The organism is Streptomonospora arabica (assembly GCF_039531585.1).
Classification (GTDB): Bacteria; Actinomycetota; Actinomycetes; order Streptosporangiales; family Streptosporangiaceae; genus Streptomonospora; species Streptomonospora halophila.
The window spans coordinates 235,862-251,643 of the sequence record NZ_BAAAQI010000005.1 but is presented as its reverse complement, the minus strand read 5'-3'; the positions used below and the strand labels follow the sequence as shown (position 1 = coordinate 251,643).

General features: G+C 71.6%; 13 protein-coding genes. 3 read left to right on the top strand and 10 right to left on the bottom strand.

Going from position 1 to position 15,782, the window contains the following annotated elements; translation table 11 throughout:
* The first annotated feature begins 345 nt into the window (after positions 1-345).
* Positions 346-2,541 carry a SpoIIE family protein phosphatase gene (locus tag ABD284_RS11310; RefSeq protein ID WP_344142844.1) on the top strand — a complete coding sequence of 732 codons (2,196 nt, stop codon included), beginning with the start codon at positions 346-348 and terminating at the stop codon, positions 2,539-2,541.
* A 72-nt stretch (positions 2,542-2,613) separates the two neighbouring features.
* On the opposite strand, the gene ABD284_RS11305 is transcribed toward ABD284_RS11310, so the two are convergent.
* The 4 genes from ABD284_RS11305 to ABD284_RS11290 form a co-directional block, all read right to left on the bottom strand.
* Positions 2,614-3,219: a response regulator gene (locus ABD284_RS11305; RefSeq protein ID WP_344142736.1), complete on the bottom strand. Its 606-nt coding sequence runs from the start codon at positions 3,217-3,219 to the stop codon at positions 2,614-2,616.
* On the bottom strand, positions 3,216-4,550 hold the full coding sequence (locus ABD284_RS11300) for a sensor histidine kinase (protein WP_344142735.1): 1,335 nt from the start codon (positions 4,548-4,550) through the stop codon (positions 3,216-3,218). Before ABD284_RS11300 ends, ABD284_RS11305 begins: the two co-directional genes overlap by 4 nt.
* Before the next feature lie 199 nt (positions 4,551-4,749).
* Positions 4,750-5,610, bottom strand: a complete 861-nt coding sequence (locus ABD284_RS11295; RefSeq protein ID WP_344142734.1) for an ABC transporter permease — start codon at positions 5,608-5,610, stop codon at positions 4,750-4,752.
* A 65-nt stretch (positions 5,611-5,675) separates the two neighbouring features.
* Entirely contained in the window at positions 5,676-6,677 is a 1,002-nt protein-coding gene (locus tag ABD284_RS11290) for an ABC transporter ATP-binding protein (RefSeq protein WP_344142733.1), read from the bottom strand.
* Between the two features lie 319 nt (positions 6,678-6,996).
* Between ABD284_RS11290 and ABD284_RS11285 the strand changes: the two genes are divergently transcribed.
* Both ABD284_RS11285 and ABD284_RS11280 read left to right on the top strand, forming a co-directional pair.
* Entirely contained in the window at positions 6,997-7,875 is an 879-nt protein-coding gene (locus ABD284_RS11285; RefSeq protein ID WP_344142732.1) for a hypothetical protein, read from the top strand.
* 14 nt (positions 7,876-7,889) lie between these two features.
* On the top strand, positions 7,890-8,216 hold the full coding sequence (locus ABD284_RS11280) for a hypothetical protein (RefSeq protein WP_344142730.1): 327 nt from the start codon (positions 7,890-7,892) through the stop codon (positions 8,214-8,216).
* A gap of 45 nt (positions 8,217-8,261) precedes the next feature.
* Here ABD284_RS11280 and ABD284_RS11275 read toward each other — a convergent pair whose 3' ends face one another.
* From ABD284_RS11275 to ABD284_RS11250, 6 genes are all read right to left on the bottom strand, one after another.
* Positions 8,262-9,650, bottom strand: a complete 1,389-nt coding sequence (locus ABD284_RS11275) for an NAD(P)/FAD-dependent oxidoreductase (protein WP_344142843.1) — start codon at positions 9,648-9,650, stop codon at positions 8,262-8,264.
* A gap of 215 nt (positions 9,651-9,865) precedes the next feature.
* Positions 9,866-10,717 carry an ABC transporter permease gene (locus tag ABD284_RS11270; RefSeq protein WP_344142729.1) on the bottom strand — a complete coding sequence of 284 codons (852 nt, stop codon included), beginning with the start codon at positions 10,715-10,717 and terminating at the stop codon, positions 9,866-9,868.
* Entirely contained in the window at positions 10,714-11,598 is an 885-nt protein-coding gene (locus tag ABD284_RS11265; RefSeq protein ID WP_344142728.1) for an ABC transporter permease, read from the bottom strand. The genes ABD284_RS11270 and ABD284_RS11265 overlap by 4 nt, the downstream gene beginning before the upstream one ends.
* A gap of 2 nt (positions 11,599-11,600) precedes the next feature.
* Positions 11,601-12,761 carry an ABC transporter substrate-binding protein gene (locus tag ABD284_RS11260; protein WP_344142841.1) on the bottom strand — a complete coding sequence of 387 codons (1,161 nt, stop codon included), beginning with the start codon at positions 12,759-12,761 and terminating at the stop codon, positions 11,601-11,603.
* A gap of 207 nt (positions 12,762-12,968) precedes the next feature.
* Entirely contained in the window at positions 12,969-14,111 is a 1,143-nt protein-coding gene (locus ABD284_RS11255) for an ABC transporter ATP-binding protein (RefSeq protein ID WP_344142727.1), read from the bottom strand.
* Positions 14,112-14,133: 22 nt separating this feature from the next.
* Complete coding sequence (locus tag ABD284_RS11250) at positions 14,134-15,588, bottom strand: gamma-aminobutyraldehyde dehydrogenase (RefSeq protein WP_344142726.1); 1,455 nt, start codon at positions 15,586-15,588, stop codon at positions 14,134-14,136.
* Positions 15,589-15,782: the final 194 nt, after the last annotated feature.

Below are 15,782 nucleotides of genomic sequence, written 5' to 3'. Positions count from 1 at the left end.
CTGGTCGGCACGTGATCCCACCTGGCAGGATCGTCGTCCGTGGTCATCGACGCACCGTACCGTGATGGTCGACGGCCGTACCAGACGCCAGTCGAGATGGACCGCGATGCTCCAGGTTATGCGGCTTGACCGCGCACTAGACGAACGTTGCTGAAATCATGGCTTGGTTGCTTTACCCACTGTGCCCGCTTCCGGGGGTCGATGCGGACACGGCGGGACGTCACCGCTCGAAGGGAAGATCGTAGGGAATGGTGGCCGGTACCGCTCCGCTCAGCTCGGATCCGCATTTCTCCCGCAACCGCGAAACCGTACGGCTAAACGATGCCACATGACACGGGTGAGCCGATGAAAGTCGCCCGCCGGGAGTTCTCACCCACTCCCGCCACCGCGGCCCAGGCGCGCGACTTCGTGCGCGACACCCTCACCGAATGGGGTGCCGGCCAGGCCGCGGACGACGTCGTCCTGCTCGTCAGCGAGCTGGTGACCAACGCCGTCGTGCACGCCGAGAGCGTCCTCGAACTGGTCGTGCGCCGCCTGCACGGCGCCGTCGAGGTGGTCGTGGCCGACCGCGTCCCCGAGCGCGCCGTGCCGCAGGCGGGCCCCCTCACCGTCGACACCGCCCCCGCTGCCGATCCAGGGCGCAGCGGCGGGCTGGGGCTGGCGCTGGCCGCGGCGATCGCGACCAGCTGGGGCGTCAGCTACAGCAAGGACGACAAGGCCGTCTGGTTCCGCATCCAGGACGAGGCGGCCGAAGGCGACGAGGGCGGACAGGACGAGGCCCCCGGCGCGGCGCTGGGACCGCCCGCTCCGGTGCGCCAGCCGCGGCGCCGCCCCTCGCGGCCCAACCCCTGGGCCGCGCTCGACGCCGCCCTGTCGGCGCGGCTGCCGCTGCCCGACCTCCTCGACCGCACGGTGGAGTACTCCCGGTCCGCGCTGGGCGGCGACGCCGCCTACATCGCGCTGGCCACGACCGACGAGACCGAGTGGGACCTGCGCGCGGCCACCGGGCTGACCGACGACCCCTGGCGCCCCTTCCGCAGCCGCACCGAGGAGACGTTCCCCTCTGTGGCTCCCGCGCCGGGCGCCATAATCAACGACGACCTGATGATCGCGCGCGCCCACCGCGGCAAGCTGGCCCAGGCGGGCATGCGCTCGCTGGTGACCGCGCCGCTGATCGTCGACGGCCGCATCACCGGCCTGATCGGCGTGGCCTCGCGGCGCATCCGGCACTTCGGCGACACCGCCGCCAAGCGGCTGCAGGACGGCGCCGACCGTATCGCCCTGCCCATCGAGCGCGCCCGCCTGGCCGAGGTCGAGCTCGCCCGGCGCGCGAGCCTGAGCTTCTTGGCCGAGGCCAGCGACCTGCTCACCGGCACGCTCAACGAGCACATGACGGCCGCCCTGGCCTGCCAGCTGGTGGCCTCGCGGCTGGGCAGCTGGTGCGCGGTGCACTCCACCAGCGAGCTGGGCACCACGCGGCTGACGCACACCATGCACCGCAACGAGAACTACAACGACGTGCTGCGCACCCTGCTGACCGAGCTGCCGCCGCCCGTCCAGCGCGAACCGCGCCCGCTGTGGAGCCGCGAAATGCTGTCGGCGGCCGGGCTGGTCGACGAGCTGCTGCTGGAGCTGGCCGAGGGGCCCGCCATAAGCGTTCCGCTGGTGGCGCACGGCCAGACGCTCGGCCGGATGACGCTGGGCAAGGACGCCGACGCCGACTTCACCCGCGACGACGTCGACGTGGTCGACGACCTCGCCCGCCGCGTCTCCTCGGCGATGGAGAACGCCCGGCTGTACGCCGGCCAGACCTCGATGAGCGAGGCGCTGCAGCGCAGCCTGCTGCCCGCCAAGGAGAAGGAGCCGGCCATCCCCGGCGTCGACCACGCGGTGTTCTACCGCTCGGCCGACGAGCGCACGGTGGTCGGCGGCGACTTCTACGACGTGTTCGCGACCGACGGGCGGTGGTGCTTCGCGATCGGCGACGTGTGCGGCACCGGGCCCGCCGCGGCGGCGGTCACCGGCCTGGCCCGCCACACCCTGCGTGCACTCGCCCGCGAGGGGTTCTCGCCCGCGCACATCATGGACCGGCTGAACAAGGCCATCCTGGACGAGAACACCAGCACGCGGTTTCTGACCATGCTCTACGGCGAGATGACCCCGCTGGGCGCGCCGGGCCAGGGCATGCGGCTGCGCCTGGTCTCGGCGGGGCACCCGCTGCCGCTGCGCCTCAACCAGAAGGGCGAGGTCGACGCCGTCGGCGCGTCGCAGCCGCTGCTGGGCGCGTTCGAGGACGTGGACTTCTACACCGAGACCATGGAGATCCACTCGGGCGAGGTGCTGCTGGCGGTCACCGACGGCGTGACTGAGCGCCGCAACGGCCCCGACATGCTCGGCGACGACGGGCTCACGCGGATCTTCGCCAACTGCTCGGGGCTGACGGCCCAGGCGGTGATCGTGCGCATCGACCGCGATCTGGAGGAGTTCGCCCCGGGCGGGCACACCGATGACACGGCGATGCTGGTCCTGCGGTTCCTCTAGCGCACCCGGGGACCGCGCCGCGGCCGCGGGGGCGAGGCCGTCGGCGCAGGGCCGCCGGCGAGGCGCGCTCGGTCAGAGCCAGCCCATCTCCTGGGCCGTGCGGATGGCGGCCATGCGGTTGGCGGCGCCGGTCTTGGCGATGGCGCTGGACAGGTAGTTGCGCACGGTGCCCTCGCTCAGGTGCAGCGTGCGGGCGATCTCGCCGACCGCCCAGCCTTCTGCGGCCGAGCGGAGCACCTCACTCTCCCGGGCCGTCAGGGGGTTCTCACCGGAGGCCATCGCGGCGGCGGCCAGTTCGGTGTCGATGTAGCGGCCGCCCTCGTGCACCTTGCGGATCGCGCCGGCGAGCTGGTCGACGGGGGCGTCCTTGGCCAGGAACCCGCGTGCGCCGGCGGCCAGTGCGCGGCGCAGGTAGCCGGGGCGGCCGAAGCTGGTCAGCATCAGCACGCCGCATCCGGGCGCCGCCTCGCGCAGCTCGCCGGCGACCTCCAGTCCTCCCCTGCCCGGCATCTCGATGTCCAGGACCGCGATGTCGGCGCCGGTGGCGGCCACGGCCCCGGCGACCTCGTCACCGCGCCCGACCTGGGAGACCACCTCCAGGTCCGGCTCCAGCCCCAGCAGCGCCGCGATCGCGCCGCGCACCAGGTGCTCGTCGTCGGCGAGAACGACTCGGATCACGCGGGCACGTCCTTCCTCCCCGGTGTTGGACCCGGGTCACGGCCGGGCGGCGGTTCCGCGACCTCCCCGCCGCCGCGGGTGGCCGCCGGCAGCGGCAGCACGGCGCGCAGCAGGAAGCCCTCGCCGCCGGATGCGGGACCGGCGGTGAGCGCTCCTCCCGCGCTCGCGACCCGCTCCGCCAGCCCGGACAGACCGTTGCCGAAGGGCGCGCCGTCACCGTCCTCTTGCGTACCGTCGTCGAAGACCTCGGCGACCAGGCTGTCGCTGTCGCGGCGCAGAGTCACGGCGCAGCGCTTGGCGCAACTGTGCCGCAGCACGTTCGTGGTTCCCTCGCGCACCACCCACGAGGCGAGCGAGCGCTGCTCCGCGGGGACGTCGGTTTCGGCGCCGGTGACGGTGCAGCGCACCCCGGCGGCGGCCAGGACCGCCCGGACGCCCTCGGCCTCAGCGGCCAGGTTGACGTCGCGGTATCCGGACACGGCGGTGCGCACCTCGCGCAGTGCGTCGCGGGCGAGGTGCTGCACGGCGCTCATCTCGCGGCCGGCCGACCGGGGATCGGCCTCCACCAGCCGGGCCGCGAGCTCACTCTTGACGGCGAGCGCGGACAGGCTGTGGCCGAGCAGGTCGTGCATGTCGCGGGCGAAGCGCAGCCGCTCCTCGGTCACCGCCAGCCGCGCCTGGGCGTCGCGGGCGGCGTGCGCCTCCGTGACGACGTCCCACAGCACGATGATGGCGACGTTGCTGAACAGCATGACCAGGAAGACGATGAGGTGGAAGAACACCAGCCAGGCGGCGACCGTACCCATCGCCGACGCGGGAGAGCCCCACATCGTCACCAGAATCGGCGCGACGCCCGCGGCCAGCATCAGCGCGGCGTAGCCGGCCTTGTCCCGGATCCGGCCGGTGACGGCGACGCTGGCGGCCCAGAACTGGGGGACGCTCAGCGTGGCCGGGTTGGGGCCCAGCAGCCCGACCGTGACCAGCAGCCCCAGGTAGGACAGCGCCACGTCGCGCCGCAGCGTGGCGCTGGGGCGGTCGATGCGGGTGCGGATGACCCGCATCGACAGGTAGGCCACCAGCACCGAGCACAGTACGCCGACCGCGGACAGCGCCACGTCCTGGGGGAAGGGCCCCCGGCTGGCGAAGGTCCGCGTCGCCTCGTTGGGCGCCATGAGGTTGGTCGCGCCGACGACTGCAGTGAACACGCAGAAGAGCGGTGTCGTCGTCGACAGCGACAGCACGATGCGGCGCGCGCGGTCCAGCCTGCGGCCGGTCCGGTCCGCATGACCGGCCAGCACCGCTGTGCCGCCATCCGCGTCGGTGTCCGCCACCTGCACTCCCTTCCGCCGGGCGCCCGTCGTGCGGTTCGCCGCGGCTCGCCGCGGCTCGCCGCGCCGATCAGCCTAGACGCACGGCACCCCCGGTCGGGGACGCCGACGCCGGCGGCGGCGGGGCCGGCCGTCCTCCGGTCACGCCGCCGCCGGTCCGCCGGCGGGAGCGCGCCCGCGGCCCGCCGGCGGAGTCGCACGCTCAGCCGGGCTGGCGGGGGTCCCAGCGGAAGGAGCGCAGCGACAGCACCGCGACGGCGGTCCAGACCAGCACGACCGCCAGCGACGGCAGCCCGGCCGCCCACAGCTCCGCGAGCGATGCCGGTTCCGCGCCCGTCAGCCCGCCGAACACGTCGCGGCCGAGGTAGCCGCTGCGCAGCAGGTCCACCGCCGGCGCCATCGGCAGCAGCCGACACACGGTCGCGAGCCAGTCGGGCAGCATGGCCAACGGCACCATCATGCCGCTGGAGGCGTAGAAGAGCAGGAACGGGACCATGCTCATCATCTGCGCGCTCTCGGCGTTGCGCGCGAAGCGGCTGGACGCCGCGCCGAACAGCGACATGGTCACCGTGGTCAGCAGCGCTGTCAGGACCACCATCACCGGGTCGCTCGGCAGCTCGCCGACCCCGGCGGCGAGCACCGCGAAGACCATGGCGCTGAGGACGGCAACCGCGGCCAGAACCGAGAGGGTCGTCGCGCCGAACAGTGCGAACGGCGGGACGCCGCTGGCGCGGAACCGCTTGAGGATGAGCTGCTCGCGGCGGGCCGCGTAGATGTTGGAGGCGTGCATGACGCCGATCATCATCGCGATGACGGCGGGGGTTCCGGAGAGCGCGATCGCCTCGGTCCTGACGCCGGGGATGGCCGACTCGCCCTGAGTGACCATCGCGATCCCGACGAAGAACAGCGGGAACAGCACGTAGAACAGCGCGGTGCGGTACCGGTAGATCAGGGTGAGCTCGGTGCGGGTGAGCCGCAGGGCCTGGCGCACCGGGTGTACGGGGTGGCGCACGCGCGCTCCCGGGGAGCCGCTGCGCGCCGGCGTGCGGGTGGGGGTGGTCATGTGTGTTTCCTCTGCGGTCGTGCGCGGCGGAAGTCGTGCGGGGCCCTCGCGGGGCGCGCGGCGGTTCAGTCGGCGCCGGCGGGGGTCGCGGCGATGCCGGAAGCGCCCTCGGCGACGCTGAGGAAGACGTCCTCCAGCGACGCGCTGCGCAGCTCCAGCCGGCCCAGGGACGTGCCGCGCTCGCGGGCCCAGTCCAGCAGCGGCTCCATCGCCCGGTGGGCGCGGCCGTCGGCGTCGTCGCCGCGCACGGTGTAGCGGACCCAGGCGTCGCCGCCGCGGACCTCGGCGGCGGCGGTCGCGCCCGGCAGCTCCGGCAGGTCCTCGAAGCGGACGTCGGCGGGCATCCGGAAGGCGATGCGGTCGCCCCATTCGACGACGACGTCGTGCAGGGCGCCCTCGGCCCTGAACTCGCCGCGGTGCATGATGGCGAGCCGGCCGGCGAGGTGCTCCGCCTCCTCCAGGTGGTGCGTGGTGAGCAGGACGGCGGCGCCCCGGCGGACCAGGTCGCCGATGAGCGTCCAGGTGGCCCGCCGGGCCTCGGGGTCCATACCGGTGGTCGGCTCGTCCAGGAACAGCACCTCAGGGCGCGAGAGGACCGCCAGCCCCAGGTCGAGCCGGCGCTTCTGGCCTCCGGAGAGCTGGCGCACCTGGACGCCGGCCTTCTCGGTGAGGCCGGTCAGCTCCAGCACATCGGCGCGGTCCATCGGGTCGGCGGCGAGGTCGCGGGAGAGGTCGATCGTCTCGGCGGTGGTCAGCTCCGGAAACAGGCCGCTGTGCTGCAGTACGGCGTCGACGCGGTCGCGGAGGCCGGGAGGCTGCCCGTAGGGGTCGGCGCCCAGGACGCGGACCGTTCCCGCGCTGGGGCGGCGGAACCCCTCCAGGGTCTCCACGGTCGTGGTCTTGCCCGCCCCGTTGGTGCCCAGCAGGGCGAAGAGCTCTCCCGGCCGGACGTCGAAGGAGACCCCCCGGACCGCCTCGAAGTCGCCATAGCTCTGCCGCAGGTCGCGGACGCTGATCGCGGGTTCGCCCGCGCCGTGCTCGGCCGCGGGCCGTTCTGCTGTGCTCATGGGCCCGATTCTTCCGTCTCACTCGCCGTGCGCCCAAGAAGCCGTTGTCACCGCCCGCCCGTGAGAACCGCCCGGCCCCGCACATGACACCTGTCATGCGCGCGGGCCCGGATTTCGGCCCGAGCAGTAGGCGCCGAACTCGGAACGCCCGCCGGACCGCGACCGCCCGGCGAATGGGAGAAAATCGGCGCGAACGGCACTGTCCGCTGCGAACGCGTTCGGTATTCGGGCGCAATTCAACGCATCCCGATAAGCCGATCATCGGCGGTTTTCCAGCGTTTCCGCCCGAGCGCACGCGGCACCCCGATAGCTTCCCGCCATGCCCTCGAACGCCCATGAGATGCCGATCGAGTTCGTCAAGAACCGCCCTGAGTTGGTCACGCGCCTACTGGAGGACGAGTTCGGTGTCGACCTCCCCCCGTACGAGCACGCCGACATGGCGTCGGAGAACTGCACGCGGTTCAAGACCACGAACTTCTACAGCGACCGCGTCGTCGCCCTGCGCGACGGCTCGCAGGCGCTCATGGCGGTGATCGCCGAGGTACAGCGCAGAGAGGACACCCGGAAGCGCTACTCCTGGCCGGTCTACATCGCCACGGTGCGCCAGAACCTGGAATGCCCGGTGATGCTGATCGTCTTCTGCCCCGACGAGAAGACCGCTGTGTGGGCGCGCGAGCCCATCGACCTCGGTCAGCCCGGTATGCGGCTGGTCCCGTTCGTCGTCGGGCCCGACGAGATTCCGGTGGTCGTCTCAGCGGAGGAGGCGAGGGAGCTCCCCGAGCTCGCGGTGCTCTCGGCACTGGCACACGGCGGCGAGGAGGAGAAGATCCTGGTCGCCTGCGCGGAAGGGCTGAAAACCCTCAACAACGACGACTTCTCCGTCTACCATGACTACATGGTGTCCGCGCTCAGGGGAGCGGCACGAGAGAACTGGGATGCACTGATGGCCAATCCGACTTTCACCTACCAATCCGACTTCGCCCGCAAGTACATCAGCGAAGGCAGGGTCGAAGGCAAGGCGGAGTGTGTGGTCTCCGCGCTCCGCCACCGGGGGCTCCACGTCTCGGACGAGGTCGCGGAACGCATCAGCACCTGCACCGACCCCGACCAGCTCGACACCTGGCACGCGCGCGCCTTCAGCGCCAACGCCGCCGAAGACATCTTCGACAATCCCGGAGCCTCCACACCCGACCAGTAGAGCGGGAACCACCTATGACCGGCCCGACCGCCCGATCCCTCGGTTCCACCGGCGCGATCCCGGCCACGCTCAGAGGCAGAGCCCGGACCGCGGCGGAGGCATTCGCCGAACGCCATCCCACGGTTTCTCGCACGGCCTACGCAACCGCCTTTGTCGAGGGCTACCTGGAGGGATATCGCGAAGGCAAGGCGGAGTGCGTGGTCTCCGCGCTCCGCCACCGGGGGCTCCACGTCTCGGACGAGGTCGCGGAACGCATCAGCACCTGCACCGACCCCGACCAGCTAGACACCTGGATGAAGCGCGCCCTTAGCGCCGACACCGCCGAGGACATCTTCGACTGACACGATCGGCCGGTCCCGGCCCCGGCCCCACCGGGGCCGCTGCGGTCAGCTGTCGAAGCCCATCCCTACGGCGTCGAGGGTGCGCAGCCAGGCGTTGCGGCGGCCGCCGTCGCGGTCGGCGGCGGCGATGGCCCGCTTGGTGGCCTGGATCCCGGCGTAGCGCAGCGGCTCGGGCGGGAAGGGGACGGGCTTGGCGCGCACCATGGCCAGGCGGGTCCGCTCGGTGTCGGCGCCGTCGAGGCGGTCCAGCATCACCTGGGCGCCGAAGCGGGTGGCCCCCACGCCGAGGCCCGTGTAGCCGGCGGCGTAGGCCAGGCGGCCGCGGTGGGCGGTGCCGAAGAACGCGCAGAACCGGCTGCAGGTGTCGATCACCCCGCCCCAGCTGTGCGTGAAAGACAGGCCTTCCAGCTGCGGGAACGTTGTGAAGAAGTGGCGCGCGAGCCGGTGGAAGGTGTCCGGGCGCTGGTCGTAGGCGGGACGCACGCGGCCGCCGTAGTGGTAGACGACGTCGTAGCCGCCCCACAGGATGCGGTTGTCGGCGGTGAGCCGGTAGTAGTGGAACCGGTTGCCGGAATCGCTGACACCCTGGCGGTTCCCCCAGCCGACGGCGGCAAGTTGCTCGCTGCTCAGCGGCTCGGTGACCAGCGCGTAGTCGTAGACGGGCGCGACGAAGTGCCGGACGCGCCGCAGCGGGCCCGGAAAACCTCCACCGCCCCAGGCCACACGCTCGGCCGAGACCGAGCCGCCCCGCGACTCCAGCCGCAGGCCGCCGCGCTCGGGGCGGATCGCCCGCACGGGGGTGTGCTCCCGGATGCGCACGCCCAGCCGGAGGCAGGCCTCGCGCAGCCCCCACGCCAGCTTGGCCGGGTGCACCAGGGCCACGCCGTCGGGATCGAAGAGGCCTCCCAGGTAGGTGGGCGAGTCGACCTCGGCGCGGACCCGGGCGCCGGTCAGGGTGCGCACGCGCTGGCCGAGGGCGCGCAGGGCGGCGGCCTCGTCGGTGAGGTCGTCGACCTGCCAGGGCTCGGTGGCCACGGCCATCTCGCCGGTGCGCTCGAACTCGCAGGCGATCCCGTGGCGCTCGACGGTGCTCTGGATGCCGTCGAGGTTCTGGCGGCCCAGCCGCTCCAGTTCGGCGATCTCCTCCGGCCAGCGCTGGGCCCCGTTGCCGTGGCCGTGGGTGAGGCTGGCGGCGCAGAACCCGCCGTTGCGGCCGGAGGCCGCCCAGCCGACCGTGCGCGCCTCCAGCAGCACGACGTCGCGCCCGGGGTCGCGCTCCTTGGCGATGAGGGCGGCCCACAGCCCGCTGTAGCCGCCGCCGACGACGGCGAGGTCGGCCCGCTCGGCGCCCGACAGCGCGGGTGCGGCCTCGGGGACGGCGTGCCCGGCCACCTCGGGGTCGAGCCAGAAGGTGCGCGGACGGGCCTGGGCCAGCGCACGGGAGACCTGTGCGGTGCGGGAGGCGTCCGGATCGGGTGCGGACGCGGTCGCGGGGGCGGACACGTGGATCAACTCCGTTCGCGGATGCTGCTCATGCGGGACGTGCTTGCGGCGGTCCCGGCGGTTCGGGCCCTGCGGCCGGCCGTGTGCCTGCGGACGGTCCGGTATCCGCCCGGCGGCGGCGCGGGCGCGCCGCCGCCGGGCGGACCTCAGCGGCTGCGGCGGCGGGCCAGCACCATGTTGCCGACGGCCAGCAGCACGCCGACGCCGAAGATCAGCGTGCCCATCACGTTGACCTGCGGCGGGATTCCCACGCGGGTGGCGCCCCAGATCCACAGGGGGAAGGTCTGGGTACTGCCGGAGACGAACGACGTGATGATGTAGTCGTCGACCGAGAGCGCGAAGGCGATCAGCCCGCCGGAGGTGATCGCCGGCACCAGCAGCGGCAGCGTCACCAGCCGGAACGTGGTCAGCGGGCTGGCGCCGAGGTCGCGCGCGGCCTCCTCGATGCCGGGGTCCATGGTCAGGACCCGCGCCCGCACGGTGATGGCCACGAACGACACCGAGAACATCACGTGGGCGATGAGAATGGTCCAGTAGCCCACGGCGATGTTCATGGTCAAAAACATCGACAGCAGCGAGGCGCCCAGCACGACCTCGGGCGCGGAGATCGCCGAGAACATCACCAGGTTGGTGGCCGACTGGCCGAGGAACCGGTAGCGCCCCAGGGCCAAGCCCAGCAGCGTGCCGAGGAACCCGGCGATGAGCATGGTCAGCACCGCGATAGTGACGGTGTTCAGCAGTGCGACGTTGAGGTCGGGGTAGGCGAAGGCGTCGGAGTACCAGCGGAGGGTGAAGCCCTCCCAGGTGACGTTGTGCCGCCCCTTGATGTCGTTGAAGCTGAACACGACCATGAACACGATGGGCGCGAACAGCCAGCACAGCACGCCCCAGGTGAAGTACTTGCCCCAGTCGGGCCGGCGCCGCTCGCCGCCCCGGCGGCCGCGTGCGGGCCCGGCCGCTCGGGGCGAGCCGGCGGGACCGGTCTCGGTCGCGGTCATCGCGCCTGCACCTCCATCACCTGCTCGGTTCCCAGCGCCTTGGCGTAGCTGAAGATCCCGACCAGCAGCACCGCCATGAGGATGAAGGTGATGGCCGCCGCCAGCGGGTAGGCGTTGTTCACCAGGTACTGGGTCTGGATCACCTTGCCGATCATGGTGTTGCCGGTACCGCCGAGCACCGTCGCGTTCACGTAGTCGGCGCTGGTCGGAATGAACACCATGATCACGCCGGCGAACACGCCCGGCAGCGACATGGGCAGCACCACCCGCACGAACGCCTGCACCCGCCCGGCGTAGAGGTCGTAGGCGGCCTCGACGACCCGGTGGTCCATGCGCTCCAGGACCGCGTAGATCGGCAGGACCATGAACGGCAGGAAGTTGTAGGCCAGGCCGAAGACCACCGCCGTCGCGGAGTTGAGAACCCCGAACTCGCCGGGCAGCAGCCCCGCGCTCTTCAGCGTGCCCAGGACGATCCCGTTGTCGGAGAGCAGGAATCCCCACGAGATCGTCCGCAGCACGAAGGACACGAAGAACGGCAGCAGCACCAGAAGCAGGTAGGTCGACTTGTAGGCGCCGCCCTTGAACGCGATCCAGTAGGCGACGGGATAGCCGATGGCGATGCACAGCACCGTCGCCAGGCCGCCGTAGACCAGGGAGCGCACAATCTGCTCCCAGTACAGGCCTACGGCGCGGGTGTAGTTGCCCACCTCGAAGGTGAACGCGTAGCCGGCGCCGAGGCTGCCGGTCATCAGCGACATCGACACCACGCTGGCGATGGGCGCCACGAAGAACAGCGCCAGCCACATCCAGCCGGGCAGCACCAGCGCGTAGGGCGCCAGCCTGCGCGTGCGCCCCCGCCTGCCCGTTCGTTCGGCCGCCATGGTCAGGACTGCGAGATGGCGAGGAACAGCGGGGAGAAGTTCTCCTCGTTGTTGCTGGTCACCGGGACGTAGTTGTGCAGCTTCGCGTAGTCGTCGTCATTGGGGAAGACCAGGGGGCTGTCGACGATGCGCTCCAGCGTCTCCTTGTCGTCGCCGGAGGCCTCCTCGGCCTTGCCGCGCAGGATGTCCCGCGCCTCGGGCACGGGCGTGATGTAGTTGATGTACTCCGTCAGGTCCGCCGCGATCTCGGGGTCGTAGAAGAAGTTCATCAGCATCAGGGCGTCCACCGGGTTCTTCGCGGTGAAGGGGACCATCATGTTGTCGCTCCACAGCGTGGCGCCCTCTTCGGGGACGACGAACTTCAGGTTGGTCCCCTCTTCTGCGTTCTGCTGGAAGATGTCGCCGGACCAGGCCATGGACAGCCACACGTCGCCGTTGCTCAGCGGCTGGATGTAGTCCTGGGAGTAGTAGCGCCGCACGAGGCCCTTGTCGCGCTGCTCCTGGAGCGCGTCGGCGGCGTCGATCCAGTCCGACTCGCCGGAGTCGGCCGGCTTGACCCCGTTGTAGAAGAGCCCGAAGTTGGCCAGCTCCTGGGGGTCGGAGAACATGCCGACCTTGTCCTCGAAGGCGGGGTCCCACAGGTCGGCGATGCTGGTGATCTCCCGGTCGACGTACTCGGGGTTGTAGGCGATGCCCGTGATGCCCGAGGCGTAGGGGATCGTGTAGCGGTTGCCGGAGTCGTAGCTGGTGTTCTTGTAGATGTCGGCGGCATGGTCGGCGAAGTTGGGCAGCTTGGAGTGGTCCAGCGGCGCCAGGTAGTTCAGCTCGATGAGCTTGTTCAGCTCGATGCCGTTGGTCAGCACCATCAGGTCGTAGCCGATGGGCTCGGCCTGGGCGAGCATCGGCTGGATCTTGCCGAAGAACGACGGGTTGTCCTGGACGGCCTCGTCGTAGTTGACCTTGATGCCGGTCTCTTCGGTGAAGGCCTTCAGCTCGGGGTGGCCGGGGTCCATGTACAGAGGCCAGTTGGCGAAGTCGAGCCGGCCGTTGCTCTTCTTTCCGTCCCAGAAGCCTTTGGCACTGGTCGACTCGCCGCCCTGGCCTTCCACTCCGCAGGCGGAGAGGGTGAGGCCGGCGGCGGTCAGTCCGGAGAGCCCGAGCATGCCGCGTCGGCTGAGTCGGGGCTGGGTGAGCCCGCGCGCGAGAGCTGCTTGCGCGGGGGTGAGGCGTCGGGTCACGGCGGTCCGCTCTTTCCTGCTTGGGGGGTGGGGACGGAGGGAGGGCGGGTGACCGGACGGCAGGTGTCCGGCACTCCCGGTTCGGCCGTGCGGGCCGCGCACCGGCGGATCGGTGCCCGGCCCCCGCGGCCCCTAGCCCGGAAGGGCGTAGGCGTGTTCGGGACGCCACGACACCCAGACGGTGTCGCCGCGCTCGGCGGCGCTTGCGGCGTCGGAGGAGTTCTGCCGGAAGACGACCATCTCGGTGCCGTCGCCGAGCCGGACCGTGTAGTGCGTGGCCGAGCCGAGGTAGACGACCTCGGCGACCGTGCCGGACAGCCGCGCCCGGTCGCCCGGCGGATCGGCGGTCTCCAGCGCGATCTTCTCGGGGCGGACGGTCAGGTCGACCCGCGAGCCGGGCGCCGCCGCGCCGATGGCGGGGATCTCGCCGGCGCCCTCCACCCGGACCGTGGCGCGGTCGCCGCTGTGCCCGGTGACCGTTCCACTCAGCAGGTTGGAGGTGCCGATGAACCCCGCGGTGAAGCGGGTGGCGGGCCGCTCGTAGATCTCGGCGGGGGTGCCCAGCTGCTCGACGCGGCCGCCGTTCATCACCGCGATGCGGTCGGACATGGTCAGCGCTTCGCCCTGGTCGTGGGTGACGTAGACGAAGGTGATGCCGACCTCGCGCTGGATGCGCTTGAGCTCGATCTGCATGGCCTGGCGCAGCTTGAGGTCGAGCGCGCCAAGCGGCTCGTCGAGCAGCAGCGCGCTGGGCCGGTTGACCAGGGCCCGGGCGAGGGCCACCCGCTGCTGCTGGCCGCCGGAGAGCCTGCCGGGCTTGGTGCGCTCGCGCCCGCTCAGCTCCACCAGTTCCAGGGCCTCGGCCACCGCGCGCCGGATGTCGGCGCCGGGAGTGTTTCTGCGCCGCAGGCCGAAGGCGACGTTGTCGAAGACCGTCATGTGCGGGAACAGCGCGTAGCTCTGGAAGACCATGTTGACGTCGCGCCGGTTGGGCGGGACCCCGGTGACCTCCTCGCCGTGCAGCCGCACCGTGCCGGAGCTGGGGTCCTCGAAACCGGCGATCATGCGCATCGTCGTGGTCTTGCCGCAGCCCGAGGGCCCCAGCAGGGAGAAGAACTCGCCCTGCTCGATGCGCAGGTCGACACCGCGCACCGCCTGCACGTTCTCGCCGCCCGAGCGGTAGGTCTTGGAGATCTGCTCCAGGCTGATGGCGGGCGTGCCGGCGCGGGCCCCGGCGCCTCGGCGGGCGCGTGTCTCCTCGGTGGCGGTGGCCATGGGACGGCTCCTCACGGAAGTGCTAGTCACGGCCGATGTAGCTCATGACGTGCTTGACGCGGGTGTACTCCTCCAGGCTGTAAAGCGAGAGGTCCTTACCGTAGCCGGAGTGCTTGAACCCGCCGTGCGGCATCTCCGCGATCAGCGGGATGTGGGTGTTGATCCAGACGCAGCCGAAGTCCAGGCGGCGCGAGACCCGCAGCGCGCGCCCGTGGTCGCGAGTCCACACGCTTGACGCCAGACCATAGCGGACGGAGTTGGCCCATTCGACGGCCGTGTCCTCGTCGTCGAACCGCTGCACGGTGATGACCGGCCCGAACACCTCGTCGGTAACGAGTTCGTCGCCCTGGCGCAGGCCGGAGACGACCGTGGGCGCGTAGAAGTAGCCCTTGCCGCCGACGCGCTTCCCGCCGGCCATGACCCGGGCGTGCCCGGGCGCGCGGTCGACGAAGCCCGTGACGCGCTCCAGCTGCGCGGCGTTGTTCAGCGGCCCGTAGGCGGCGTCGGCGTCGTCCGGCCCGGCTGTCCTGGTCCGGGCGGCCTGCTCGGCCAGCGCGGCGGCGAGGTCGTCGTGCACACCGGGGGCGGCGATGACGCGGGTGGCGGCGGTGCAGTCCTGGCCGGCGTTGAAGTAGCCGGCTTCGGCGATGCCGGCGGCGGCCTTCTCGATGTCGGCGTCGTCGAAGACGATGACCGGCGCCTTGCCGCCCAGCTCCAGGTGCAGCCGCTTGAGGTCCTTGGAGCCCTGCTGGGCGACCTCCAGCCCGGCGCGTGTGGAGCCGGTCAGCGAGACCAGCCGGGGCACGGGGTGCTCGACCAGGGCGCGGCCGGTGTCGCGGTCGCCGGTGACCACGTTGAAGACGCCGGGCGGCAGGAACTCCGCGGCGATCTCGGCCAGCAGCAGGGTCGAGACGGGGGTGGTGTCGGAGGGCTTGAGGACCACGGTGTTGCCCGCGGCCAGCGCGGGACCGATCTTCCAGGAGGCCATGGCCATGGGGTAGTTCCACGGCGTGATCTGGCCGACGGGGCCGATGGGCTCGCGGCGGACCCACGAGGTGTGGTCGGCCATGTACTCGCCCGCCGCCTTGCCCTCCAGGTTGCGGGCGGCGCCGGCGAAGAACCGGAGGGCGTCGGTGACCTGCCACAGCTCTTCGTCCCGGGTGAGCTGGACCGGCTTGCCGCAGTTCTCCACCTCGGCGGCGACCAGGTCGTCGGCGCGCTCCTCGACCGCGTCGGCGAAGCGGTTGATGGCGATCTGGCGTTCGGCGGGCGTGCTGTCGCGCCAGCCGCCGTCGAAAGCGGCCTGGGCCGCGGAGAACGCCGCGTCGACGTCGGCTGGGCCGGACAGCGCCGCCTGAGCGAAGACCTCGCCGGTCACCGGGTCGACGAGGTCGCCGGTCCGCCCGTCGGCCGCGTCGACGTACTCGCCGTTGATGAAGTTGCGCAGCCGCCGTGGGCGGCTCGACTGCTCTTGCACGGGGGGTTCCTCCCGGTGGAATGGGGACGCACGGCTCGTGCCTGATCCGTACGATGACAGACCCCTTGACCTGCCACAAGGGATTCCGTTGTAAAGATCGTGTTTATCAGCGGATACTTGACAGACTTTCTGACGATGCGACTATTTCACTGGGTCGACCAAACGGTCCCCGCACATCACGACCCTTCAGGGGG

Coding starts and splice junctions, on each gene's coding strand:
- ABD284_RS11270 (WP_344142729.1), bottom strand. CDS start 10,717: ATGACCGCGACCGAGACCGGTCCCGCCGGCTCGCCCCGAGCGGCCGGG.
- ABD284_RS11290 (WP_344142733.1), bottom strand. CDS start 6,677: ATGAGCACAGCAGAACGGCCCGCGGCCGAGCACGGCGCGGGCGAACCC.
- ABD284_RS11265 (WP_344142728.1), bottom strand. CDS start 11,598: ATGGCGGCCGAACGAACGGGCAGGCGGGGGCGCACGCGCAGGCTGGCG.
- ABD284_RS11310 (WP_344142844.1), top strand. CDS start 346: ATGAAAGTCGCCCGCCGGGAGTTCTCACCCACTCCCGCCACCGCGGCC.
- ABD284_RS11255 (WP_344142727.1), bottom strand. CDS start 14,111: ATGGCCACCGCCACCGAGGAGACACGCGCCCGCCGAGGCGCCGGGGCC.
- ABD284_RS11260 (WP_344142841.1), bottom strand. CDS start 12,761: ATGCTCGGGCTCTCCGGACTGACCGCCGCCGGCCTCACCCTCTCCGCC.
- ABD284_RS11285 (WP_344142732.1), top strand. CDS start 6,997: ATGCCCTCGAACGCCCATGAGATGCCGATCGAGTTCGTCAAGAACCGC.
- ABD284_RS11295 (WP_344142734.1), bottom strand. CDS start 5,610: ATGACCACCCCCACCCGCACGCCGGCGCGCAGCGGCTCCCCGGGAGCG.
- ABD284_RS11280 (WP_344142730.1), top strand. CDS start 7,890: ATGACCGGCCCGACCGCCCGATCCCTCGGTTCCACCGGCGCGATCCCG.